This is a genomic window from Pseudoalteromonas phenolica (assembly GCF_005886345.1).
Taxonomy (GTDB): Bacteria; Pseudomonadota; Gammaproteobacteria; order Enterobacterales; family Alteromonadaceae; genus Pseudoalteromonas; species Pseudoalteromonas phenolica_A.
Genome location: NZ_PNEC01000021.1, coordinates 33,606 through 57,440 on the forward strand (window position 1 = coordinate 33,606; position 23,835 = coordinate 57,440).

Below are 23,835 nucleotides of genomic sequence, written 5' to 3' on the forward strand. Positions count from 1 at the left end.
GGCTGTTGTTGTCTTGTGTTTGGGAAAATATTTATTTCTGAGGAGTTTCAATGCAAAAGTTGTCGGTACTAGGAATTGGCATTTTATTCAGTTCTGCATGTAGCTTTACACCTCAGCTTGCACCTGAACTAAGTGTGCCAAACAAGCCTTTATTAAAGAAAGAGATCGTTTTCTTAACTTATAACGCCGAGCAATCTCCGCTTAAAATAAAGTCAGTACAATTACCTGCCCACCCTATTCATCAAAGTGATAAGGTCAGAATTGATTCAAAGTCTTTACAACTCACTGGTGAACAAAAACATAATTTAGAAACTTTATTAACTGAGAAAGGTTTAATTGTCACTGATAATAATAACGCAGACTATGTGTTGACGGTTCAACAATTCAGCGTGAACAAGCAACCTGATCTCGAGCTACCCTTGATTAAGCCTCAAGGTCAAACTCAACAAAAAGCTGCTAACTTAGCTAAAGCTAACTCGTCAATAGCCTGCGCAAATAGTGAAGTAAAAATTAGTTTTCGCTTGAACCACAGAAAAAGCGCCGATGTAGTTTGGATCTCTCAAGCAGGACTTTCTAGCCATACATATATAAATCAGCCGGTTGTCTACAAATTTACACAACAGCAAATTGTGACAAACGAACAAAATATATTAGATTTTGTTCGCAAACAAAACACAGAAGAAGCTCGCAAAGAAAGGTTTGATAAAGTTGTAACAATTCCTCAATATCAAATTGGCTATAACACTTCTCCCTTAACTAAAGTCTCAGGTATATGTAGTGCACAGCAAGTATCATCTATTACATCAGAGATAGAAACACACCTTATCACAGAGCTCATTGCTAAGCTCAAAGTGCAATAAACACTTTTTTACAGTATTGATTGTCAATGGGCGATTATAATTTACTAAGATTAATATTTTACTAGCCTGTTATCCAAAGTAATTGGCAGAACTGTAACGAAATTACTTCAGTATTAGTGAGGGAAAAATGGAAAACTACGCCACTATTTTATTAGTAGAAGATGATGAATCGTTAGCCCAGTGGGTTGCAGAGTATTTAGACAATCAAGGCTATACGACTCATATTTGTTATCGCGGAGACGAAGCCGTCGCTAGAGTAAAAGAAGTTACACCTGATATTGTATTGCTTGATATTATGTTGCCTGGCCAAGATGGTATCAGTGTTTGTAGGGATTTAAGGCAGTTTTATAATAATCCCATTGTTATGATGACAGCAAAAGATGAAGAAATGGACGAAGTCATTGGCCTTGAAGTTGGTGCGAGTGATTATGTTATAAAACCAGTGCGTCCAAGAGCATTACTTGCACGTATTAAGTCTTTACTTCGCTCTGCCGAGCAAACCTCACCTGCAACTGAAATTGACAAAGATAATATTCAAGTCGGTACATTACATATTGATACGCTAGCTCGCAAAGTAACTTTAGATGGTATTGAAGTTGCAATTTCCAGTGCTGAATATTTGTTACTGCACTTCTTGGCTAGTAATGCTGGTGAAGTTGTATCAAGGGATGCGGTATTTAAAGCGACCAAAGGCAGAGAATATGACGGGTTAGATAGAAGTGTCGATGTTCTTATTTCTGCACTTCGAAAAAAATTTAATGATGACCCTCAAAACCCTGAAAAGTTTAAAACTGTTTGGGGCAAAGGCTATTTAATGGTTCCTACTGCTTGGTAAGTATTTTTTGAAAAAACTTTATCTGTATTTACTCGCAAGCGCTCTCTTATCTATCGTTGTCTTGGGTTGGTTGATTGATACCTTTAATCAGCAGGCACTTTCTGCGGAAGATGAGTTCGTCTGGCAGCGCAATATAACTGGCGGCTTTATTAAACAATTAGAAAGGCAGCCAGCAACCAGCCGTGTTGACTTTGCCAAAGTGATTAGTAAAGAATTCTCATTAGATGTTAGTTACAAAAATGGGGAAAGCCTTGCTCTTCCTGCAGAATTAAAAAATGAAATGTTCTCTGACAAAGGCCTGCTGCTAGAAGATGAAATGGGGTTTTATTTATTAAAATCATCAAGACAACTTATCCCTGACTACATAGAATTACGATTAAACAAAACTCAGCAGCAACAAAATAGTGATGTACTTCTCACCTTACTATTTTATTCAGGGGTTTGCACTTTTATGTGGTTTATTCTGTCCCCTTTGGCAAAACGACTCAATGTTTTAACGAATAAAGCAAAGCAATTTGCAGCAGGGGATTTTTCAACACGTATAAACTCAGATAAATTCACGTATATTAAAGATGTAGAGCTCACATTTAATGCCATGGCGAGCAAAATTGAAAAATTAATGGCTGAGAATAAGCTTATGGCCTCAAGTTTATCTCATGATATTCGCACGCCAGTTGCCTGTATGCGCTTTGCATTAGATGCTGCTATAGATGAGCCTGATATCAAGAAACTGCGAAATATCCTATTTCGGATGGAAAAAGATCTAGATCAAATGGAAGATATGCTTAAGTCATATTTATCATTTGCCACCCTAGAACAAAAATCTCATTTGCTCAATTTTGAAACCGTTCAAGCTTCACAGTACCTCAAGGATGTCAGTGAGCAAATTCAGCCTAAATTGAAAAAAGCAGATTTAAATTTATTAACTGAGTTAAATGTAAACTTCAACGTAACAGCTGATTTACATTGGCTAGCTCGAGCGATTACAAATTTATTAAGTAATGCCTGTGATTTCGCCAAAAGTGACATTCAGATATCAAGCTATGACGATGCCCAGTTCATATATATTGAAGTGGAAGATGATGGTCCTGGGATTGCCCCAGAAAACTGGCACAAAGTTTTTAGCCCGTTTTTTCAAGAGGAAAACCATAGAAACCGTGCAGGTAAGAGCTATGGACTCGGCTTAGCTATCGTCACAAAAGTCGTCGACTGGCACCATGGCCGCGCCTCTGTTTCTCAATCAGAAAGTTTAGGGGGGGCTAAGTTCACTATTCGTTTACCTAAACGCCTTAACTAATAATGACTAAACAAATATTCATTTTAGACAAAGACTTTTTATTTTTTTTCATATGAAGTAGATTGTCATCCATCCCTTAGAATATCGAAGAATAACAAAATATGAGTAGTGTTAGAGGCGAGTTTAGTTCTCGCTTTGGTTTTATCATGGCAGCCGCAGGGTCAGCAGTGGGTTTAGGAAACATTTGGGGCTTTCCAACTCAAACAGCTTCCAATGGTGGCGCAGCATTTGTTCTTGTTTACTTAATTCTTGCTTTCTGCTTAGCCTACCCTGCACTTATGGCAGAATTGGTTATTGGTCGTCACGGTCAATCAAACGCAGTATCTTCATTACAGAAGCTTGCGAACAACTCGGTACAAAAAAAATTTGCATTTCTTATCGGTTTTGGTGGCATTGTTTGTTCTAGCTTAATCTTGAGCTTTTACGCAATCGTAGCTGGCTGGATGTTTAGTGCAACTGCTGATCCTATTGCGTCAATTGCAGGCTTAGATAGCACATCACAATGGTTAAACACGCAATCCTTACCTAGAGATCTTATTTTCACCAGTTTATTTATTATTTTAACTATCTCGATAATCAGTAAAGGTGTCGAAAATGGCATAGAAAAATGGTCAAAAAGACTCATGCCAGCTTTATTGGGTATTCTTGCATTATTAATTGTTTATGTACTCACACAAGAAGGTGCTATGAAAGGCTTAAAAGCCTATTTGGTCCCTGATTTTAACTCTCTATTAGACCCTCAATTGTTAGTCAGTGCTTTGGGTCAAGCTTTTTTCTCGCTATCCCTAGGTACCAGTGTGATGATCATTTATGGTTCATACATCAGCAAGAAAGAAAACTTGGTTTACCTTGGTGCTTATGTAACTTTGATTGATGTTTTAATCGCATTCGTAGCGGGTTTACTAATTATCCCTGCAATGTATGTTGCTCAGGCTCAAGGCGTTGCCATATTCTCCGAATCAGGCACTTTATTATCAGAAGATACGCTTGTGTTTCAGGTCTTACCTGCTCTTTTCTCTAGTATGGGTGACATTGGCTATTTTGTTGGTTTTGCTTTCTTCGCATTAATGAGTATTGCTGCGTTAACTTCATCTATATCTATGCTTGAAGCTCCGGTGTCTTATGCTGTTGAGAGATTTAGCTTAGGTAGAGTGCAAGCGACTTGGATAATCGGCGGTATTATTTCAGTGATTAGCTTTACCATAATTTTTAATTTTTCAGCTTTGTTTGGTTTTGTAGTTAGTTTAACAACTCAATTCTCTCAGCCTATCATTGGTATGCTGTGCTGTATATTTGTTGGTTGGATCTGGCATAGAAACAGCTTATTGACTGAGATAAAAGAAGGCTATGAAGAAGCAGAATCTACGTTATTTTGGAAGATATGGCCTTGGTATATAAAATTTGTCTGCCCGTTAGCCATTGCAATGGTGTTTATTCATTCAATATAAAATCAAAGTGAATAAGCAAAGAAAAAAAAGCGAGTTATGAACTCGCTTTTTTATTAAGTTTCATATCTGTATGTGGAATTCCATCTTCTAAGTAACTGTCAGAAGTTTGCTCAAATCCTAAGCTTTCATAAAAGCTTATCAAGTACGTTTGCGCACTCAATTCAATGTTTTTATCTGGCCATGCTGCATCACATATAGTTAAGCATTCTTGCATCAGTAAAGTCGCGTAACCTTTCCCTCTATGGCCTTGTGAAACGATTACACGCCCTATAGCAATGCAATCGCTACCTTTAGGATAACATCTTGCATACATGGCTATTTGTCCTTCATCATCTAAAGCATAAATATGACGTGTATTTGCGTCTTGATCCACTTCGTCTAATTCTGGATAAGCGCAATTTTGCTCTACCACGAATATATCTACTCGTGCTTTAGCAATTTTAAAAAATGTAATTACATCTAATTCAGAAAAATGCTTGGTATGTAATTTCATATTATTCACCGAAAAAAAAGCCTAGCGTCAGCTAGGCTATTAAGTAAATGTATTGTTTAGTTAATTAAAAAGCCTTTCAAGCTGGTCGCATAATTGAGAAACATTCACATGATCATGCTCAATTGTAAGGTCAACATAGCCATCACCTCTAAAAGCTCTATCAAGTTCAATTAACACATGTGTTTTGTGTGCTTCCGGAACAAAAGACAACTCAATTTCTTGAATACCAAATAATGAACGTGAATTAGGTTTATATTCAAGCTCTTGATAACAGCCAGATGTTGACTGGAAGTTAGATGCCCTTAAGTAACCCTTTTCAACGTCGGCTTTGACCAAAGTAAAGCCCAATTTATCCATCGCCATCATGCAAGCTTTAACTGCTTCATTCGGATAAATATGGAGCGTGTCTTTATCACTAGGGTCTAGCGCTAGGTCAATATCTAGACCTGTTTCAACCCAAACAAAAGAATGATTATAACCTGCATTCAGCTCTGTAATGGGGGTTTCTGAATGTAATCGGGCTTCAAATGGGATGACTTTTTTTTCGCCGGGAGCAATTGTAAACTGGTCTGAAATGCGCCACTGTTCCAATACATGATTAGTAAAATACTCACCATCATCAGATTCAACCTTAATACGTGTCATTAAAGCTAATTCAAGACCTGAAACTTGCTGTTCAACATCACCACCTTCAACCAATATTTGGGCTTGAAATTTTTGTCCTGGATATAGGTGTTCAGTTTCTAAAATTGTATCGACCTTTGCAGCGCCAATACCCACAGATGCAAGGATTTTTTTAAACATCGCCTCTCCTGTAGAGATTATTCCTTCTTCTTGCATCTTAACCACATTTATTTGTACTTGTCAGCGAAAATTTCTATTTTTGCGACAAATATCTTTCAATGGCAGTGTGTTAGTCGAAAAGATATGTCTATTAGCCTAAAGTTTTGATTTATAAATCAGTTAGTTTTGATAAGATAAAAACCTAATTTCGTTCAAAAAAATTAATTATGGAACTGCTGTTTTTTGCTGTCGCATTTGCGTGCGGATTTTCGATTTATCAATTAAAACTTCCTCCTTTAATTGGCTTCTTAATGGCTGGCTTTATTCTTAACCTTATGGGCCACCAAACCACAGACTTACTCACGCAGTTAGCAGATCTCGGTGTCACAATCCTTCTATTTAGTATTGGCTCAAAGTTAAAAGTTGCCAACCTTATTAAGCCTCAGGTATGGGCACCTGCAACTTTGCATATTGTGATAAGCAGCGCATTTTTTGCCAGCTTGTTATTACTCCTTGGCGCTGCATCCCTACCTCTTTTTAGTGAATTAGATACATCAAGTGCACTGTTAGTTGGCTTTGCATTCAGTTTTTCAAGTACGGTGTTCGCTGTAAAGGTGCTTGAAGAGCGTGGCGAAATGTCAGCTTTACATGGCAAAATCGCCATAGGTATTTTAGTAATGCAAGATATCTTTGCGGTGATATTTTTAGCTGTCAGTACTGGTAAGATGCCTAATATATGGGCACTTGGATTATTAGTCGCTCTACCATTATTTAGACCTATTATGTTTTGGATTTTAAATCGCTCAAAACATGGTGAACTCTTGCCTCTATTTGGTTTTTTCTTTGCTCTAGTGATTGGCTACCATGCTTTCGAATTTGCAGGTTTAAAAGGGGATCTCGGAGCACTGATCATAGGTATGATGTTTGCTCCACATAAAAAGGCAAGCGAGCTTTCAAAGTCATTGCTTAATCTTAAAGATATTCTCTTAGTTGGTTTTTTCTTAAATATCGGTTTAAACGCTAACATTACCTCAGATGCGCTGATGGTTGCTGTTCTGTTAATTCTGGTGCTACCAATTAAAGTTATGATGTATTACATCCTTACTAACCTATTTAAACTTCGTGCACGTACTTCATTACTCAGTGCTTTTACACTATCGAATTATAGTGAATTTGGTCTAATTGTCTGTGCAGTGGCTGCATCAACTGGACTGATAACCAGTGATTGGTTGGCTGTTGTTGCAATTGCAGTGTCTATTACTTTTGTCATTGCATCACCTTTAAATAAACGCGCTAATGAACTTTACGTGAAACTTGAACCTTGGCTTCTCAGATTCGAAAGTGAGCATCGCTTAGAAGAAGAGTTACCTGTAAACCTGACAGATACAAAAATAGTCATTTTTGGTATGGGCAGAATTGGGACCGGTGCCTATGAAACGATAGAGGCAGGTCACCCAGGTAAAGTAGCGGGTATTGATATTAAACCTGAAGTTGTTGACAAACATGTAAGACGAAACAGAAGGGTTTTACTTGCTGATGCCACCGATCCAGACTTTTGGCAACGTATGAACCATTCTGACGTTGATATGGTTATGCTTGCCATGCCTAAGCATATGCAGAATGTATTTGCCCTCGAACAGTTACGTGCATCAGGTTTCAGTGGTCGAGTAAGCGCTATTGCTTACTACCCAGATCAACAAAAAGAATTAGAAGATATGGGGGTAGAATTTACTTATAACTTCTATTTAGAAGCCGGAAGTGGTTTCGCTGAACACGTTAGTCGTAAAATTTTTAAATAAATCTTCTCATGTTATCAGTACCGCTACAGGTACTGATAACTATTTCTATTTAACACTCAACAACTTACATCTAGACGTCTAATCCCCCCTGTTCCTAAAAGGTCAAGCTGATTTACAAAGCTTTACAACACCCATAGAAATCATTGCAATAAAAAGAGTAAACTGGAACGGTCTTATGAGCTAAGCCTCTATTTTAAACACAATTTTTTGTGAGAGACTGTATTTTAACTAAGCTCATTATTTTTGGAATTATTGTTAAGCGAGAGGCATTGATGCGTAAAAATAAGGCAGAAGCAAATTTTTCAGCCGTAGTTGATGACGCTAAAGCAAGTCCATTTTTGGATCTGCAAAGTCGACTTGATGAGCTGCAAGACAACGGAATGACAGCGCTGACAATCCGAACAGTGCTATTTAATAAAATGCTGGATATGCATAGCGTACCTTCAGACCATTTTTTAAGAAAAGAATCTACCCCGTCTAGATTAGACGACCCTAGAATTCTTGAAACACTTAATGAACTTGGCTTTTATAAGCAAAGCAAGGTCATTCACTAAATTAAGTGGGAGCCTACTCTCCTACTCATAGGCTGGCAATGCCCGTCGCCAGCCTATCTCCTCTAATCCCTAATTTGTTTATCAAGCTTTTTACTTTTCCCTGCAGATGGCATAACACTTCGAAACGCTAGTTTTAGTGGTAACCAATAGATAGCCATAAGCGAATCGTGCCTAGCATCATATTTACCTACCCCTATCGTCACTTTACCTGCCTCTGAGGCTTTAATTAAGCTACCACCAATCCTATCCCAAATTGCCAGTGCAGAGCCTAGGTTGGTATCAAAATGAGCAGGGTTGTCACTATGATGTACTTGATGTTGTGCAGGGCTAATAAACCAATTTTCAAGTTTATCGCCCCAACTAAACCAGATATGTGAATGTCTTAGATTTGCACCAAGGATATTAAACAAGAAAACAAACACATTGGCACCTAAAATGTCATACATACTCAATGTTGTACCAAATAGGTGATAGCCAATACCAACTGCAACGCCTTGTGTTAAAGCCATGCGACATGCATATAAATAGCTTTCAACAGGATGAGTTCGATAAATAGTAAAGGGGGTTAATACTTTAGCCGAGTGATGGACTTTATGGAACTCCCATAAAAAAGGCACTTTATGTAAAAGTAAATGCAAAATGTAACGCGTAAAGTCATCGAGCAAGAAAAGTAAAACGGTAAAAAATGTGATTACAGCCGCCGCTGGTAAGTTTAATAATAATGGCGCACCAAAAAGCCACTCTAGAAAATCCGTCGTTGCAAGTGCTACTGGCACCATAGTTAGTACAATGGGTGTAAAAGACGCTGCTTTTATGATCTTATTTGTGATGAGCAATGTGTAATCTAACTTTGCACTTTTACACAACCACACCTTCTTGGGGAATAAGAAAAGTAAAAAGCCTTTAGCCGTTTTATTTGAAGCACTTACCCTGAAAACAAGATATGCCATCACAACAGCACTTAATAAATAAGGCAAGTAGATCCGCTTATTGGCGTCAATTAGATAAGTAGGCAAAGCAATTAAATCTTGCCAAATTTGCTCTAACATTAAGCCTCCAATAAATGTGTAATTTCGATGTTATAAAAAAGGGCCTATTCGGCCCTATTTTACAAAATCAACACTCGTATTAAAATTGATATTTATATCCTAATGTAAACTGTCTTGGTACCCCTGAGCGCGCACCATAAGGGCGTCGACTTACAATTTCAGCTTCATCAAATAAATTATCAACTTTAGCGTATATACGCCCATATTTACCTAGCTCATAAGCAGCAGAAACATTAACCGTGGTCAATGAAGGAACTTCGACACCTGACAGTGGTTGCCCTGTACCAGCCACTTCTTTCATTGAACTTCTGTACTTCATAGCAAGGTTAAATGACCAGGCATTACCTTCTAACCCCAAATTAAATGTCAATTGGTGGTTAGGCAAATATGGTAACTCATCCCCTTTTGTCACATCTCCCCACTGAGCAAAAGTCGAATCAAAGCTTGAATCAAATTGACTATCTGTATAGGTGTAAACAAAGCCATAAGGAATGTCTAACTGAAGGTTTAATGGGTATGTTTGCGTAAACTGCGTTTCTAACCCATACACTGTTGCAGCTCCACCATTAAACTCTTGGTCTAATTGGTCTAAGTCACCACAACTTGATTGACCACAGCTTTCTTTGAGATTTGAATAATCATTGTAAAAAGCAACAACTTCAAGTTCTGTTATGCCATCGTTAAAACGACCGCCAAACTCATAGTTTGTACTCTTTTCAACTTCAATGTCTTCTGTTTGTTTCGGAGAAGATGGGACAAAACCTCTATGCACACCAAATAAAAGACCAGACTCTTCACTTAATTGATAAAAACCACTTAATCCAGGTAACCAAATTCTTGTTGTTTTATCTTGCCAGTTAGTCGGTTGATCTTTAACGGTATGGTGCATTTTCATCAACTCGCCACGAATACCAAGACCTAGCGTAAGCGCATTAATTTCTACTTGATTTTCAGCATAAATCGACCATGCATCCGTTTGCTCTTTTTCTTGGGTGGCTGGTCGTGGGTCTTGCAATAAATCAAACGCCTTACCATTTTTCATGGCATAATTCTCTTCAAAATGCTTTCTTTCTATTTCATCTTGATGAAAACGAATACCTGACGCCAATTTGTTGGTATAACCAAATAACTTGTACTCATAAGTTGCATCAATTTGAAGACCTTGAGAGTAATAAGCTCGATCGTTAGTCCCCATATTGAGATATAAAGCAGGTTGACCGTCTGTAATAGAGTCTTGCTGACCGGTGATCACTGCATACTCTAATTCATGCTTTTCAGGGTTTGCTAAAATCTCTTGAAGCTTAACATCAGTAGGACGCATGCGCTGGTCGAGCATGCCATGCAGTTTACGCCATGCTCTTTCATAGTCGTTTCTATATAAACGTGTAGACACACTCAAGTTGTCTGCCTGTAGACCGTGGCTAAACATAATTTGCGTGTGCTTAGTATCCATTTGTGCAGGCTGAGTAGCTGCATAGCGACGATATGGATCAGCTTTAAAATCTTCTTCCGTTAAGCCTAGATAAGTTTCATTAGACAGCTCATCTGCATAAGAAAGTTTTAAGCCAAGTTCATGGTCAATACCGTCATTTTCTAGTTTGTAATTAAACTTGGCAAGATAATCGTTTTTCTCAAAGCCACTGTCACCACCACCGTCGATGTCTTTAAAACCATCCGCTTTTAAATTCACACCTTCAAGTAGAAAACCCACATTATTTACAACAGAGCCAAAATGCGCGTGTGCTTTTTGATAACCGTCTGAACCAAAGGCTAAATCAATACCGCCTTCAGAAAATTCAGGTATCTGACGTGTCACAAGGTTAATTGTACCTGCGACTGTTTGTGGACCATATTTAATAGCTGAAGGACCTTTGAAAACCTCAACTGCAGTCATTCTAGTTACTACTGGAAAGTAGTAAGCTGCTGGCGCAGAATAAGGAGATGGTCCGATTAAAACACCGTCTTCTAAGATGGTAATTTTTTTACTACGCTCAGGTGTCACACCACGAAAGCCTATATTAGGACGAAGGCCATAACCATCTTCTTCACGGATATTAATACCCGGAACATTCTCTAAGATTTTGTGAATATCATCATGCTCGAACTTTTCAAGCTTTGCTTCACTTAGTAAAGTCGCTGAGCCCGCTTCTTTTCTAAGTTTGTCATGGTGACTTAGAATGGTGATATGCTCGATATCATCTGTTTCATCAGCTGATTGAGCAACTGCTGTAGGAAGCGCCAAGCTTAAAGATAGCGCCAGCACTGATTTTTTAAATGTAATACTGTTAGTCATTGTCACCTGCCGACGTCTTAGGTAATTCTAATGCTAGTTTATTAATGAAATCATTTTTTAGTTGGTCAGTCACGTCTTTGACCTTTGCGTGTGTATGCTCAACTGATGCGGTATCGTTTTCTAACGCATTTTGCAGGTTTTCGATTGCATCTGCCGCTAATTTTGCGTCAGCAATACCCTTTAACATGATCTCTTTGGTGTCTGATGCATCTTGATTATCTAAGAAATCGTCAAACCCTGTATTATCTTCATTACCACCGATAAAGATTTTTTCAAACCCTTCAATGTTAGCTCGAATATTCTCAATAGAATGTTTTGCAAACGTTGATTCAACATCTTGAGTACAAACAGAAGTACCACAGCTGTTATTAAATAAACCTAGTGGAGTAGCTAATTTGTAATCCTTTAACTCTTCCGTCATGTAAAACAGTGCATCTGAAATTTCGTTAATTGCAGAGAGTGTCGTTGAGAATTTATTACCTGGCTCACCAGCTTGCTTCAATGTATTTGCATAGCCCTCGTCGCCGGCCCATTCAAATAGTAATTGAGTAGATGTTGCAGAGAGGTCTTCAGCCACAGCTACAGCAAACTGACATCTTAATACCTTGCGCTCTTGCTCAGTTTTATTGTCCCAATCTGCTAAAATTTCACCAGCACTGGTTTCAGAGCAGCTATGCCCTATGTGTTCATTAAACAAAATATATTCTAAAGCATCTAAGCCACGGCGTTTATCGCTTCGCTTAGCAATCTCGTATGGATTACCATTGATGTCACCTTGATTAAAGAACATCACGTCCTGATCAACACTACATGTACTCACTGCAGGCCAAGAATAAATATTATTTCTCAAGGTTTTTTTTTCTGCCGACAATGGACCTAGAATCATTAACTCTGCATGTTGCCAAGTAACCATGGTTTCTTTCCAGGCATTCTGTGCCGTAAGTTTGGCTTCATCTAAAGATGTCTTTGCAGCTTCATCTTCTAGTGCAGGGTCATAACTTGTTTCTAAATCACAATAAGCTTTCAATGCACTTGGTTGCGATTTAGCTTTAGAGTCAAAAGCTTGATAAGTTGGAGTTATAACATTATCAACCAAACTAACTAATAGAGCTGTTTGGTCGAATTGGTTATCACCATTTCCACCATTATCTCCTCCATTAGAGTCCCCAGGTGTTGTTGGAGAATGACCAGCATGTCCCTCGCCCGCTGTAGCAGAGGTACTTTCTCCGCAACCACTCAAAATGAATGCTACTGTGGTAGCAAGCAATACAGGTTTCAGTTTTAAAGCCATTTAATGCCTCATTATCTATAACGCAGATACAAGAAAAGGTCAGACTAAAAAGACTGACCTTTATATATAATTATTTCACTTTAATTTCATAAAGTTATGAAATTACCAAGCTTCCATTAGTGCTTGAAGTGCTTCACCTTCTAGCTTTTCACCAGCAGCGTTTTTCCACTCGTATGTATCACGAAGGATATCACGTGCTTTCACTAAGTCAGCTTTATAATCAGCAACTGTTTTACCGCCGTCAATATCTTTAATAATTGGTGCGTTACCCATTAGAGTATGTAACTCAGCAAAAGCAGCTGTTGTCTTTTTAGTTTCTAAGTCTACAAATGGTGAGTAAGGGTTAAACTGCATGTTTAGTGCGTAACCTTTCATCTCAGCCCAATGCTTTGCAAATGCGTTGAATTGTTCAATTTTGTAATCACCAGAACTGATGTCATCAATATCGCCTTTACTATTATCTAGTACATCATTGATGTAGTGGATTACAGTCGCAACAATTGCTTTTTCCCAAGCAACAGATGCCGTTTCAGCATGTGTTTTCAAAGTTGCTTTTTGTTCAGTTGTAAGCGCAGTACCCGCAGTTTCATTTAGTAACTTACGACCTTCAAAGAATGCAACAAAGCCTTCTTTGGTTAAGTCAGTTGTCTCTGGAGAGCGGTCACGTTTCGCAGCATTTGAAGAGTTACCCCAGTTATGCTCTGAAAGTAGATCAATTTTGCCATCATTGTTTGTGTCTTGACGACCATTGTAAGCTAGACGACCATTACTTTCGTCATCTTTTACTTTACCCGCGATTTCATTGTCTGAGTAATCTAAGAAGTTACGTGCTGCTCCATAGTAGCCATAACCTTCATCCCATTGGTGCTCAAGTTTTGTATAACCTTTTTCATCTACATCTGTAGCAACGTGATCAGAGTTAAGGCCTTTACCATCAACAATATCACCTAGGTAATCACTTGTACCCTGAGAGAAAGCAACAGCACCAAATAAATATTTTTCAATCATTTGCTGCATATCAACACCTGCAGGTGTGATGTATGACTTGTTCATTTCAACGCCATGAGCGGTAAGTGCAGTACCAGCATCTACAGCTGCAGCGTTGCTACGAAGGTCTTCAAATAATTGTGCAGCTAAACCTTTAGGCGTATTGTTTTCAGCGCTTAGACCTGCCCAACCAACTAGGCTGTCATTTTCGTTCCAAACACGATATTGACCTTTAGCGTCTTCACCCGCTAGCTTACCAAGTAGGTTTTTGTGTGAACCAGAAACATCAGTAAGTAATTGTTGAGTTGCTTTTTCATCTACCGCTGAGATAGTTAGAGGACGTACACCCCAAACATTTTCGTAGTCTTCATCAGAAATATCATAAAACTTTGAAATTTCGTCAGTGCCTTCTGCTCGGTGTGCTACAAAATCATCACTCTTGATATAGTTCGAAAGCTCTTTGATTAAGATGTGACGTGCAATTTGACCACTGTAATAAACGTTAGATTCACCCGAATCTACATTTAAAAAGTCATAGTCCATTGAGTCTGTGATTGCTACAGAAATCGCTTTTTCGAAAGTTGCTTCACCATCACTCACTGTAACATTAACTTCAACTGTTTCTGTTTGCTCAAAGTCAAATACGGTACCTTCTTTAACTGAAAGAGTATTACCTTCAATAACAAAACGCGTTTCGCTCTCTGGTAGAGTAAATGTGAAAGTATCTGAATCTGCATCAGTTGCAGATAAAGTGCCCGCAACCTGTGCTAGTGCAACATTTTCTTTTACGCCAGCTTCAGAAGCTGTTAAAGAAATATCAGTAGGCGCTTGATTAGTTGGCTGAGTAGGAGTTGGCTCAGTAGGAGTTGGTTCAGTTTTATTATCGCTGCTTGAACCACCACAGGCCGTTAGACCTAAAGTTGCAGCTAAGATAGATGTTGCTAACAGAGACTTGCGAAGTGTCATTGTTATTTTCCTTTGAGATTCTAAATTTTTATCTTTTTTAATTGTCTAGAAGTATACACGCATCTAAATAACAATCAATATTATTTACACTGTCATAAATAATACAATCGTCAAGTATAGTTCAAATTCTTCACTTTCCAAATCCAACAAAAAGACCTCAAACTGTTGATTATTAATAATTAAATACAGTAAAGAGCACAAAACCAAAAAGTAAACGCAGATGAGAATAAATATCAATTACTTTATATTTATTGCGACATCATCAACTATTCTCGAGCATTTCATTAAATATTTCTTGCGCTGTTTGCCATATAGCTTTATTGACGGGATCTTTAAGTCGAGTATTTTTAGCAACAAGACCAATTTCAATGTCAGTATTGAGCCCGCTTAAAGGTAATACTCTCACTTGTTGCTTAAACGGACTTTGAGATAAAACAACATCAGGGACTAATGCGACCCCGAAACCTAAACTCACTAATGCAACAATGGCTTCATGACCTGACACATGTGCATAGACTTTAGGCTTAAATTTTCGCTGAGAGCAGAAATTATCTAGTTTTTCTTTTAATACGCCCTGCTCCGGTACGATATATTCTAATGACTGCCATAGGTTATCATTTTGCAGGTTGTTATTTATCTCCTCAGTTAATGGGCACTCCATTGTCGGAGCTAGCATTAATAATTTAGCTTCACCTAACTTTGTATATGATAATCCGATAGGTAACTCTGAAGGTTTGACTGCAACTGCCAGATCTGACTTATCAGCCAAAACAGCGCTAATAGAATGTGCGGGGTCGCCTGTACTTAAATTAAGTTCCACCCCCGGATAACGCTTTCGAAATGCGGCGAACAACTTATATATATAGCTATAACTGGCTGTTACCGAGCAATATAAAGAAGCTTCTCCAAATAGGGCTTGCTGATCGACTTGACATTGTCCTTTAAAAAGTCGCCAGTGATTTAATGTCGCATTGGCATATTCAACAAAAGCTTTGCCTTGGACTGTTAAAGAGACACTCCTGTTATCTCTAAGAAACAGTGGGACACCCACTTCTTCTTCTAATTGTTTTATTTGTCGGCTTAAAGTTGGCGCACTAATAAAGCACAAATTACTGGCGCGTCCAAAATGTAATGTCTCTGCAAGTGATAAAAAATATTTGAGTTGTTTATGATTCATAAATACATTTCAAAAAATGAAATACAGTAATTCAAATATATCATTTTACGAAATCAATACTACCCCCTATTCTCAAATACGTATCTAGACATACTCCCTATTTAAGAAAGGTTCTAACATGGCGAATTATTTTAATACTCTTCCTTTACGAGAGCAGTTGGCACAACTTGCACAATGCGAGTTTATGGATCCAAACGAATTTGAAAATGGTGTAAAAGCCCTAGAAGGCAAAAAGCTTGTTATTGTAGGTTGTGGGGCGCAAGGCTTAAACCAAGGCCTTAATTTAAGAGACTCAGGTTTAGACGTAAGCTATGCATTACGTGAATCTGCAATTGCAGAAAAGCGCGCTTCTTTTATTAATGCAACTGACAATGGCTTTACTGTTGGTACATATGAAGAATTAATCCCAACAGCTGACCTAGTATTGAACTTAACTCCAGATAAGCAGCATAGCAGTGTAGTAGAGGCTGTGATGCCACTTATGAAGCAAGGTGCGACTTTATCTTACTCACATGGTTTTAATATTGTCGAAGAAGGTATGCAGGTTCGTGATGACATCACAGTGATCATGGTTGCTCCTAAGTGTCCAGGTACTGAGGTACGTGAAGAATATAAGCGTGGTTTTGGTGTTCCTACCCTTATCGCAGTTCACCCTGAGAATGATCCAGAAGGTAAAGGCTTAGAGCAAGCAAAAGCTTATGCTGCAGGTACTGGCGGACATAAAGCAGGTGTACTTAAGTCATCATTTATTGCTGAAGTAAAGTCAGACCTTATGGGTGAACAAACGATCCTATGCGGCATGCTTCAAACCGGTTCACTGCTTTGTTTCGATAAAATGGTAGAAAAAGGTATTGATGCTGCTTATGCTTCAAAACTGATCCAATACGGTTGGGAAGTGATAACAGAAGCGCTTAAGCATGGTGGCATCACCAATATGATGGACCGCTTAAGCAACCCAGCAAAAGTAAAAGCGTTTGAGCTAAGTGAACAACTAAAGCAAATCATGCGTCCACTGTACAACAAGCATATGGACGATATCATCAGCGGCGAATTCTCAAGCGGCATGATGGCCGATTGGGCAGAAGACGACGCCAAGCTTCTTTCGTGGCGCGCAGAAACCGCTGAAACTGCATTCGAAAAGCAAGAAAATACGACTGAAGAAATTTCTGAACAAGCTTTCTTCGACAAAGGTATTTTAATGGTTGCCATGGTAAAAGCAGGTGTTGAACTTGCATTTGAAACCATGACTGCGGCAGGGATCATTGAAGAGTCAGCATATTATGAGTCACTTCACGAAACGCCGTTAATTGCAAACACAATTGCACGTAAGAAACTATTCGAAATGAATCGTACTATTTCAGATACAGCAGAATATGGTTGTTATTTATATAACCATGCATGTTTACCACTACTTCAAGATTTTATGAAAGGCATTGAAACAGATGTCATTGGTGAAGGATTAAGTTCTGATAACTTTGTTGATAACCAAGCATTAATCTCGGTAAATAGCGCAATTCGCAATCACCCTGTAGAAAAAGTGGGTGAGACATTACGCGGCTATATGTCAGCAATGAAAAAGATTGTTTAGAAACGTTTCGCTTGTTAGAAACCAAGCCCTATAACTGCAAAGTTTTGGGCTTTTTTACTATTTGTTTACAATTTTAAATAAACTCCAATAGTAGATAAGAATTCCTATGCTAGAATAATTACTTAACTCGTTATCAAAATAAGTAATATGAAAGCGAATAGTTTATCCATTACAGTAAAAATCTCACTTCTCGGTAGTTTAATTGCAATTATTGTCGCAACACTTATCGGGGTTATATCTACTTATCAGGCAAAAGGCATGGTCGAAAGACGTATGTTGCATTCAGAATTGCCGAGCAAAGTAGAAAACATCAGTAAATCAATTGAGAAACAAATTGCGAAAATGAAAGATGCAGCGCAACTACTCTCAAGCAATCAATTTATTCTTGCTGCAGCAAATACTCATCAACAAGACGATGCACTTTTAGTTGCCGAGCTACAACGAATTGCTGAACAATTTGATTTAGCAACAGCATCGTGGGCAAACCGAAATACCGCAGAGTATTGGAATCAGCACGGTTTTTTACGAGTATTAAACCACCAAGAAGATGGTTGGTTTTATGGTTTCACGCAATCCGGAGACCCCTTCTCTATCAGTATTTTTAGAGAAACCACCGGTGCAGTGAACATGTTTGTAAACCACCAGCAGTTAAATGGTATAGGTTTAGCAGGACTTGCCAAAAGCGTGAATGATATGCAAAGTATGCTCAGCCAATTCACACTAGAGCAAACTGGGTTTGTATTCGTGGTAGATAATACTGGCGCAATTAAATTATTTCCTGACAGCCGCTCAACAAAAGCTCAATCACTAAAAGAACTATACGGAAATGCGCATGCAAATGCGCTATTACAGAGTAAATCTTCTAATTTAATCAACGCCTCTTTAGAAGGTAATGCACAGCTGATTGCTAGTCAGCCAATCAAAGGGACAAATCTATTTGTTGTAGCCCAAGTGCCTGAACATGAAGTATTCACTGAAATACGCAGCCTGCAATGGCAAATTGTTGGTTATGCCAGCATTATTGCTATATTTGCTTGTTTAGTCAGTTTATTCTTAGCAAGAACTTTAGCAGCGCCATTATCAAACATAGCACAACTGTTCACCAACCTGGGCAGCGGAGATGCGAAGTTAAATTATCGTTTTCCTGAATCTAAACAACCTGAATTACAAGCATTGTCCGATGGATTTAATCAATTTATTACTAAAATCGAGCATGCCATCAAACAAGTTGCCCATGAAAGTCACGAAATACGTGCGACCAGCTTAAGATTAACTGAGCAAAGTAATCGAACTTGCCATGCTTTAAATGAACAAAAATCGCAAACCTTATCTGTCGCTGCCGCCATTAATCAAATGGGTGCTACAGTGCAAGAAATTGCAGGCAATGCAAATAACTCGGCACAACTAACGGAATCGAGTAAAAACACCGTAGGTCACAGTGAGCAAGAAATTGCGCAATCGCAAATTACCTTGGGTCAATTAGCCGATGATATTAATAGTATGGCAGAGCAAGTTAACTCGCTTGTTGAACGCACTCGCTCTATAGCTAGTATTGTTGAAGTTATCCGCGGTATTTCTGAACAAACAAATTTACTTGCCCTGAATGCTGCCATTGAATCTGCTCGAGCTGGTGAGCACGGAAGAGGGTTTGCTGTTGTTGCCGATGAAGTCAGAGCCTTAGCTAGTCGCACATCTCAATCGACCGATGAAATTCACAGTACCATTAACGACCTTACCATAGCTGCTGAGAATATTGTTTCACAGATCACTCAGTCTAGAAATCAAGCAGAGCAAAGTGTCATGAGTATGCAAAATTCGGTAGATTTACTCAAAGATGTGAGTGAGACTTCAAACCAAATCAATGACATGACAACTTTAATCGCGGCCGCAACAGAAGAGCAAAGTAATGTGGTTGCCGAAGTAGGTCTTAATATAGAGCAAATAAGTGCTGCTAGCGACAATGTTGTAAACGAAACCCAAGCTATTACTCAGGCAATTGAGTCATTAGCTGAGTCGTCTAAGACATTAGATAGCTTGGTGGTAAGCTTCGAACAGAACTAAAGCTAGCTTCAATAAAACATATTCAAAGGCAGCTAATTTTGCTGCCTTTTTTATAAACAATAAATCAATGCAATAATTTGTAACGATTAAAAATACACCAACACGGTAAGTTCGTCTAATCTTTAAGTATGAACAGCTGTTGGAGCGTATTGCATGAAAGCAATTGTACTTAATCATTTTATTGCCATTGCCTGCCTATTCTTTCTCGGCTGCCAATCAGTACAAACTCCTCCTCCCGCAATCGATTATCAGTTACTCAATAGTAATCAATTTGAACTCAAGCCAATTGAAAGCCAAGAAAACATCTTTGCATTAGATGACGATATCAAAGTTAAGCTAGACCAATATATTAAGGGTAATAGTTCAACCATTCGCCAAGCAAAACAACTACTCAAGTTTCTTATGCATAATGGTGATAACAGCCTAGCTTACCAAAGCGGTGCCAACCTTGTCGCATCTGAAGCGTTCTATAGTTTAAATGCCAACTGTTTATCTCTGTCTATTTTGTCATTCAGCTTAGCCGAGCATTTAGGACTGGATGCTCAGTTCCAGCGTGTCCATATTCCTGAATATTGGGATCAAAGCCAAGGCTATAGTTTACTCACTGGCCACGTCAATTTAATTATTAAACAGTCAAATCGTCGTGAAGAAAATAATCAGATTTACTTTTTCTCCCCAACTTCTGTTACCGTGGATTTTGACCCTAATAGTCGAGAACAGAAGTTTAAAACCAGTAAAATCTCCAAAGAGAGAATTACTGCCATGTTTTACAACAACAAAGGGGCTATGCACATGATAAAAGCGCAATACGATTTAGCGTATAGTTACTTTAAAGCAGCAATAGAAATTGACCCTGCATACTCTGGCAGTTGGGGAAATTTAGGCATCCTATATCGTATAAATAACATGTATGAACTTGCGGAACGTACTTATAAACATGCCTTGTTTGTCGACCCAAATAACAATACAGCCTTAGGGAACACAGCCATACTTTATAGATTGACTGAACGAGAAAACCAAGCGGAGCAAATAGAAATTCAGCTTGAGATTAAAAGAAAAAATAACCCTTATTATCTGATTGTAAAAGGAAATGAGGCATTAGCAAAAGACGAGTTAAATCAAGCAATACATTTTTTCAATGAAGCAAGAAAGCTTGATAAAAATATCCATGATAGTTATTTTGGCTTGGCAAAAGTTTATTATTACTTAGGAAATATGGATCGTGCTGAACGTTACCTTAAGCTTGCTCTCAAAAATGCAGAATTTCTTCATGATAAAAAACGCTATAAAGGTAAACTCGCTGCTTTTAAGTACTTGGCTAGTCGCTAGCTCTGCCTTTGCACAAAATTCTAGCTTACTGATTGATATGCAAACACTGACTAGTGCTTCTCACCAAGGAAGAAAAGCTGGCAGTGACCAACCTAATGTTTCTGCACAATACATATATTCTAGATTTCAAAGTTTAGGAATAAAGACAGAATTTCAGAGTTTTGAATTTAAAAGTGGGTTTTTTAGCACTGCTTTAGGCCATAATGTAGTGGCATTATTACCTTGTGACCAAACTGTGTGTGGAAGAAAAATCGTTGTCACTGCGCATTATGATCATCTCGGTGGTACCACAGAAAGCTTTTACGCTGGTGCAAATGATAATGCCACAGGCACTGCTGCACTGCTTGCAATCGCTGAAGCGTTAATGCCTGTCTCACGCTCGGCTGACATTATTTTATTAGCAACTGATGCCGAAGAAAAAGGTCTTTACGGTGCAAAGCACTTTGTGACTACGATCAAACCTGAACATTACGCATTAAATATTAATCTAGATATGCTCGCAGTCAACAGAAAAAATACTTTATATGCTTTGCATGATCGCTCAAGCAAAAAACTTATCGAGCAATTTCAGAAGCAAAACCACCCTTTTTCTGTGTTTGCCACTTCGTCTCAGTTCAGGTTACATAAAAAGTTGAAAAATAAAAGAATCAATTGGCACAAAGCCAGCGACCACTATGCTTTTAGTAAGAAGAAAATACCATATATTTATTTTGGGATGGGCATAGACAGCAAGCACCATAGTAAAAAAGATACCTTAGAAAACATGGATTTTGCTAAGTATCAATTAGTGGTAGAGTCAATTAGTGATTTTATCGTTTCGTTAACACGCGCTCCTTTAGAGTCAACAAATTGAATCTTCTGTTGCTTACTGAGCTTTTTTATATGCCATTCTAATTTACTTGCAATACTTCTATCGCCTACCTCTTGACTGTAAATTAACTTTATCGGCGCCTTCCCTTTCAAGTTTTTTGCCCCTTTTCCTGCGTTGTGCGCAGCCACTCTTGCAGTAACATTATTCGTAATGCCTGTGTACCAGTGTCCAAATTTAGTTTCAACAATATAAAAAGACCAACTTTTTTTGCTTTGTGTCACTTTTTTTACCTATTCAGAAACTTTTTTAACTCTGTAACGTCAAAGTGTATCAAGAAACTTTACCTTCTGTACGCAATCGGTATTATGCAACCAATAAAAGAAAAAGGATCAACAAATAAATGCTAGTAAAAAAATCCCTCGCTGTTTGGCTAAGTGCAGTAGTTATGACTGTGATGTTGTCTGGCTGTTCAAGTTGGGTATATCGAATTAGTATTCCACAAGGCAACTTTTTAGAACAAAGCGATATCGACAAATTAAGAGTTCAAATGACGCAAGAACAAGTGCTATATGTACTTGGCAGTCCAGTTGCTAAAGATGCTTTCTCAGATGACAGCTGGCATTACAGTTATACTTTGAATATCGGCCGCGATACAGAGCGAAGAAAGTCTTTAGTTGTGCATTTCGAAAATGGCTTACTCACACGCATCAGTGGAGATTTTGAAGAGCCAGAAGACTTTAATACTCCTCTTGAGCAATAAGTATTTTATTTTGATATTAAAAAAGGGCTTCATGCCCTTTTTTAATATCTAACTAAGAAGTTAAGTTAATCTAGGCTCTACCACCTGTGACTTTATTTGCTCTTCCCTCTTCTTTTGCCTTTTCAGCTCGCTGTCTTCTCGCCGCTTTTGGATCTGCAATCAAAGGACGATAAATTTCAATCCTATCCCCTTCTTTTAATACTTGATGATTTTTTACAGTGCGGTTCCATACACCAAGGGCCAGATTAGTTAAATCAATCTCAGGACATTTTTCCGCGATACCAGACTGTAAAACTGCTTGCTCGGCTGTTGTGCCCTCAGCGACTTCAATACTTAAACTGGTCGCCGTATCTGGTAGTGCAAAAACAATCTCTACTTTGATCATTAACGAACTCCATAAACTGTTTTGGCGCGTTGAGTGAAGGCAACCACCATATTCTTAGCGACTTCATTAAACACTTTACCAAAGGCCATTTCGATCAATTTACTCGCAAACTCAAATTCGAGTTTTAATGATACTTTACACGCTTGTTCGTCTAGCGGTGTAAATTCCCAATAACCTTGTAATGACTTAAAAGGACCATCTACCAATTGCATTTCAACTTTGTTACCTGCTAACCGGTTGTTAGTCGTAAACCACTTTTTTAACCCCGCTTTAGAGATCTCTAAACTGGCAGTCATTGTATTTTCATTTTCTGAAATAATTTTTGCGTCAGAACAATTCGGTAAAAACGCCGGGTACGCATTCACATTATTGACTAAATCAAACATTTCTTGGCTGCTGTACATCACCAGCGCACTTTTTTCAATTTGCGGCATAGTTACTCCACTTACTTTGCGGCGATTTTACCAAGCTTTTAAATAATTATCTTGTCTACACAGCATGAGTGCGTAAAAATAAGTAACAAAGCTCAAAAAGCTCTGTTTAATCAGTTCATTTGTAGGTAGACTACGCCATTATGGCAAAGAAAAAATCACCAAAAGCAAACAGTAATACCATCGCGTTAAACAAAAAAGCGCGACACGAGTATTTTTTACACGATAAGTTCGAAGCAGGTATTGAACTACAAGGCTGGGAAGTTAAAAGTATCCGAGCAGGTAAAGTAAATATCTCTGATACTTATATTCATCTTAAAGACGGCGAAGCATTTTTACTTGCCTCGCAGATCCAACCATTAAACAGTGCATCAACTCACGTTATTTGTGATCCAATGCGATATCGTAAACTGCTTCTCAAGAAGCGTGAACTAGATAGGTTGATTGGTGCTACTGAGCGCGATGGTTTTTCACTGATTGCAACTGCAATGTATTGGAAAAAGTGCTGGGTTAAATTGGAGTTCCATTTAGCCAAAGGTAAGAAGATGCACGATAAGCGCGCCGATATCAAAGACAAAGACTGGTCGCGCGACAAAGAGCGCTTAATGAAGCATAAAGCCAGATAAACAATTTAAAAT

22 protein-coding genes are annotated in these 23,835 nt (G+C 38.3%); 12 read left to right on the forward strand and 10 right to left on the reverse strand.

All coding sequences use genetic code 11. From position 1 onward, the window contains the following. The first annotated feature begins 50 nt into the window (after positions 1-50). The 4 genes from CWB72_RS09875 (at position 51) to CWB72_RS09890 (ending at position 4,440) form a co-directional block, all read left to right on the forward strand. A complete protein-coding gene (locus CWB72_RS09875) occupies positions 51-860 on the forward strand; it encodes a hypothetical protein (protein ID WP_138631033.1) in 810 nt (269 codons plus the stop codon). Between the two features lie 127 nt (positions 861-987). Beyond that, complete coding sequence (locus CWB72_RS09880) at positions 988-1,695, forward strand: response regulator (protein WP_138631035.1); 708 nt, start codon at positions 988-990, stop codon at positions 1,693-1,695. Positions 1,696-1,702: 7 nt separating this feature from the next. Beyond that, complete coding sequence (locus CWB72_RS09885; protein WP_138631037.1) at positions 1,703-2,992, forward strand: HAMP domain-containing sensor histidine kinase; 1,290 nt, start codon at positions 1,703-1,705, stop codon at positions 2,990-2,992. 101 nt (positions 2,993-3,093) lie between these two features. Continuing rightward, positions 3,094-4,440 carry a sodium-dependent transporter gene (locus CWB72_RS09890; RefSeq protein WP_138631039.1) on the forward strand — a complete coding sequence of 449 codons (1,347 nt, stop codon included), beginning with the start codon at positions 3,094-3,096 and terminating at the stop codon, positions 4,438-4,440. Positions 4,441-4,474: 34 nt separating this feature from the next. On the opposite strand, the gene CWB72_RS09895 is transcribed toward CWB72_RS09890, so the two are convergent. Together CWB72_RS09895 and CWB72_RS09900 are read right to left on the reverse strand one after the other, a co-directional pair. After that, positions 4,475-4,933 carry a GNAT family N-acetyltransferase gene (locus CWB72_RS09895; RefSeq protein WP_138631041.1) on the reverse strand — a complete coding sequence of 153 codons (459 nt, stop codon included), beginning with the start codon at positions 4,931-4,933 and terminating at the stop codon, positions 4,475-4,477. Positions 4,934-4,993: 60 nt separating this feature from the next. Next, positions 4,994-5,737, reverse strand: a complete 744-nt coding sequence (locus CWB72_RS09900) for a sporulation protein (protein ID WP_138631043.1) — start codon at positions 5,735-5,737, stop codon at positions 4,994-4,996. 206 nt (positions 5,738-5,943) lie between these two features. On the opposite strand from CWB72_RS09900, the gene CWB72_RS09905 reads away from it, so the two are divergent. Both CWB72_RS09905 and CWB72_RS09910 read left to right on the forward strand, forming a co-directional pair. Then, positions 5,944-7,515: a cation:proton antiporter family protein gene (locus CWB72_RS09905; protein ID WP_138631045.1), complete on the forward strand. Its 1,572-nt coding sequence runs from the start codon at positions 5,944-5,946 to the stop codon at positions 7,513-7,515. A 272-nt stretch (positions 7,516-7,787) separates the two neighbouring features. Continuing rightward, complete coding sequence (locus CWB72_RS09910) at positions 7,788-8,069, forward strand: hypothetical protein (RefSeq protein ID WP_138631047.1); 282 nt, start codon at positions 7,788-7,790, stop codon at positions 8,067-8,069. A 62-nt stretch (positions 8,070-8,131) separates the two neighbouring features. On the opposite strand, the gene CWB72_RS09915 is transcribed toward CWB72_RS09910, so the two are convergent. From CWB72_RS09915 to ilvY, 5 genes are all read right to left on the reverse strand, one after another. Continuing rightward, entirely contained in the window at positions 8,132-9,118 is a 987-nt protein-coding gene (locus CWB72_RS09915) for a sterol desaturase family protein (RefSeq protein WP_138631049.1), read from the reverse strand. Between the two features lie 79 nt (positions 9,119-9,197). Continuing rightward, the gene (locus CWB72_RS09920) at positions 9,198-11,411 is read right to left on the reverse strand and encodes a TonB-dependent receptor family protein (protein WP_138631051.1); all 2,214 of its coding nucleotides are present in this window, start codon (positions 11,409-11,411) and stop codon (positions 9,198-9,200) included. Then, entirely contained in the window at positions 11,404-12,702 is a 1,299-nt protein-coding gene (locus CWB72_RS09925; RefSeq protein WP_138631053.1) for an imelysin family protein, read from the reverse strand. Before CWB72_RS09925 ends, CWB72_RS09920 begins: the two co-directional genes overlap by 8 nt. A gap of 102 nt (positions 12,703-12,804) precedes the next feature. Next, positions 12,805-14,655, reverse strand: a complete 1,851-nt coding sequence (locus tag CWB72_RS09930) for a DUF4856 domain-containing protein (RefSeq protein ID WP_138631055.1) — start codon at positions 14,653-14,655, stop codon at positions 12,805-12,807. 262 nt (positions 14,656-14,917) lie between these two features. Further along, the gene (gene ilvY / locus CWB72_RS09935) at positions 14,918-15,832 is read right to left on the reverse strand and encodes an HTH-type transcriptional activator IlvY (RefSeq protein ID WP_138631057.1); all 915 of its coding nucleotides are present in this window, start codon (positions 15,830-15,832) and stop codon (positions 14,918-14,920) included. 118 nt (positions 15,833-15,950) lie between these two features. On the opposite strand from ilvY, the gene ilvC reads away from it, so the two are divergent. The 4 genes from ilvC (at position 15,951) to CWB72_RS09955 (ending at position 21,663) form a co-directional block, all read left to right on the forward strand. Continuing rightward, on the forward strand, positions 15,951-17,420 hold the full coding sequence (gene ilvC / locus CWB72_RS09940; protein ID WP_138631059.1) for a ketol-acid reductoisomerase: 1,470 nt from the start codon (positions 15,951-15,953) through the stop codon (positions 17,418-17,420). A 147-nt stretch (positions 17,421-17,567) separates the two neighbouring features. After that, positions 17,568-19,481: a methyl-accepting chemotaxis protein gene (locus CWB72_RS09945; protein WP_138631061.1), complete on the forward strand. Its 1,914-nt coding sequence runs from the start codon at positions 17,568-17,570 to the stop codon at positions 19,479-19,481. Positions 19,482-19,634: 153 nt separating this feature from the next. Continuing rightward, the gene (locus CWB72_RS09950) at positions 19,635-20,810 is read left to right on the forward strand and encodes a tetratricopeptide repeat protein (protein WP_138631063.1); all 1,176 of its coding nucleotides are present in this window, start codon (positions 19,635-19,637) and stop codon (positions 20,808-20,810) included. Positions 20,811-21,018: 208 nt separating this feature from the next. Beyond that, positions 21,019-21,663, forward strand: a complete 645-nt coding sequence (locus tag CWB72_RS09955) for a M28 family peptidase (protein WP_252371524.1) — start codon at positions 21,019-21,021, stop codon at positions 21,661-21,663. Here the strand turns inward: CWB72_RS09955 and CWB72_RS09960 are convergent. Next, on the reverse strand, positions 21,591-21,902 hold the full coding sequence (locus CWB72_RS09960) for a GIY-YIG nuclease family protein (protein WP_138631067.1): 312 nt from the start codon (positions 21,900-21,902) through the stop codon (positions 21,591-21,593). The two genes, CWB72_RS09955 and CWB72_RS09960, sit on opposite strands and share 73 nt — an antisense overlap. Before the next feature lie 119 nt (positions 21,903-22,021). Between CWB72_RS09960 and CWB72_RS09965 the strand changes: the two genes are divergently transcribed. Further along, positions 22,022-22,381, forward strand: coding sequence for an outer membrane protein assembly factor BamE (locus CWB72_RS09965; RefSeq protein WP_138567896.1), 360 nt, complete (start codon positions 22,022-22,024; stop codon positions 22,379-22,381). Between the two features lie 70 nt (positions 22,382-22,451). Here the strand turns inward: CWB72_RS09965 and CWB72_RS09970 are convergent, their stop codons facing one another. Next, entirely contained in the window at positions 22,452-22,766 is a 315-nt protein-coding gene (locus CWB72_RS09970) for an RnfH family protein (RefSeq protein WP_130256469.1), read from the reverse strand. Continuing rightward, positions 22,766-23,200, reverse strand: a complete 435-nt coding sequence (locus tag CWB72_RS09975; protein WP_138631069.1) for a type II toxin-antitoxin system RatA family toxin — start codon at positions 23,198-23,200, stop codon at positions 22,766-22,768. Before CWB72_RS09975 ends, CWB72_RS09970 begins: the two co-directional genes overlap by 1 nt. A 140-nt stretch (positions 23,201-23,340) precedes the next feature. Between CWB72_RS09975 and smpB the strand changes: the two genes are divergently transcribed. After that, the gene (smpB, locus tag CWB72_RS09980; RefSeq protein ID WP_138631071.1) at positions 23,341-23,823 is read left to right on the forward strand and encodes an SsrA-binding protein SmpB; all 483 of its coding nucleotides are present in this window, start codon (positions 23,341-23,343) and stop codon (positions 23,821-23,823) included. Positions 23,824-23,835 lie beyond the last annotated feature (12 nt).

What these genes read in the sequence shown, in the direction of transcription:
- CWB72_RS09875 (WP_138631033.1), top strand. Translation starts at nt 51, where the DNA reads ATGCAAAAGTTGTCGGTACTAGGAATTGGCATTTTATTCAGTTCTGCA.
- CWB72_RS09880 (WP_138631035.1), top strand. Translation starts at nt 988, where the DNA reads ATGGAAAACTACGCCACTATTTTATTAGTAGAAGATGATGAATCGTTA.
- CWB72_RS09890 (WP_138631039.1), top strand. Translation starts at nt 3,094, where the DNA reads ATGAGTAGTGTTAGAGGCGAGTTTAGTTCTCGCTTTGGTTTTATCATG.
- CWB72_RS09895 (WP_138631041.1), bottom strand. Translation starts at nt 4,933, where the DNA reads ATGAAATTACATACCAAGCATTTTTCTGAATTAGATGTAATTACATTT.
- CWB72_RS09900 (WP_138631043.1), bottom strand. Translation starts at nt 5,737, where the DNA reads ATGTTTAAAAAAATCCTTGCATCTGTGGGTATTGGCGCTGCAAAGGTC.
- CWB72_RS09905 (WP_138631045.1), top strand. Translation starts at nt 5,944, where the DNA reads ATGGAACTGCTGTTTTTTGCTGTCGCATTTGCGTGCGGATTTTCGATT.
- CWB72_RS09910 (WP_138631047.1), top strand. Translation starts at nt 7,788, where the DNA reads ATGCGTAAAAATAAGGCAGAAGCAAATTTTTCAGCCGTAGTTGATGAC.
- CWB72_RS09915 (WP_138631049.1), bottom strand. Translation starts at nt 9,118, where the DNA reads ATGTTAGAGCAAATTTGGCAAGATTTAATTGCTTTGCCTACTTATCTA.
- CWB72_RS09920 (WP_138631051.1), bottom strand. Translation starts at nt 11,411, where the DNA reads ATGACTAACAGTATTACATTTAAAAAATCAGTGCTGGCGCTATCTTTA.
- CWB72_RS09925 (WP_138631053.1), bottom strand. Translation starts at nt 12,702, where the DNA reads ATGGCTTTAAAACTGAAACCTGTATTGCTTGCTACCACAGTAGCATTC.
- CWB72_RS09930 (WP_138631055.1), bottom strand. Translation starts at nt 14,655, where the DNA reads ATGACACTTCGCAAGTCTCTGTTAGCAACATCTATCTTAGCTGCAACT.
- ilvY (WP_138631057.1), bottom strand. Translation starts at nt 15,832, where the DNA reads ATGAATCATAAACAACTCAAATATTTTTTATCACTTGCAGAGACATTA.
- ilvC (WP_138631059.1), top strand. Translation starts at nt 15,951, where the DNA reads ATGGCGAATTATTTTAATACTCTTCCTTTACGAGAGCAGTTGGCACAA.
- CWB72_RS09945 (WP_138631061.1), top strand. Translation starts at nt 17,568, where the DNA reads ATGAAAGCGAATAGTTTATCCATTACAGTAAAAATCTCACTTCTCGGT.
- CWB72_RS09950 (WP_138631063.1), top strand. Translation starts at nt 19,635, where the DNA reads ATGAAAGCAATTGTACTTAATCATTTTATTGCCATTGCCTGCCTATTC.
- CWB72_RS09965 (WP_138567896.1), top strand. Translation starts at nt 22,022, where the DNA reads ATGCTAGTAAAAAAATCCCTCGCTGTTTGGCTAAGTGCAGTAGTTATG.
- CWB72_RS09970 (WP_130256469.1), bottom strand. Translation starts at nt 22,766, where the DNA reads ATGATCAAAGTAGAGATTGTTTTTGCACTACCAGATACGGCGACCAGT.
- CWB72_RS09975 (WP_138631069.1), bottom strand. Translation starts at nt 23,200, where the DNA reads ATGCCGCAAATTGAAAAAAGTGCGCTGGTGATGTACAGCAGCCAAGAA.
- smpB (WP_138631071.1), top strand. Translation starts at nt 23,341, where the DNA reads ATGGCAAAGAAAAAATCACCAAAAGCAAACAGTAATACCATCGCGTTA.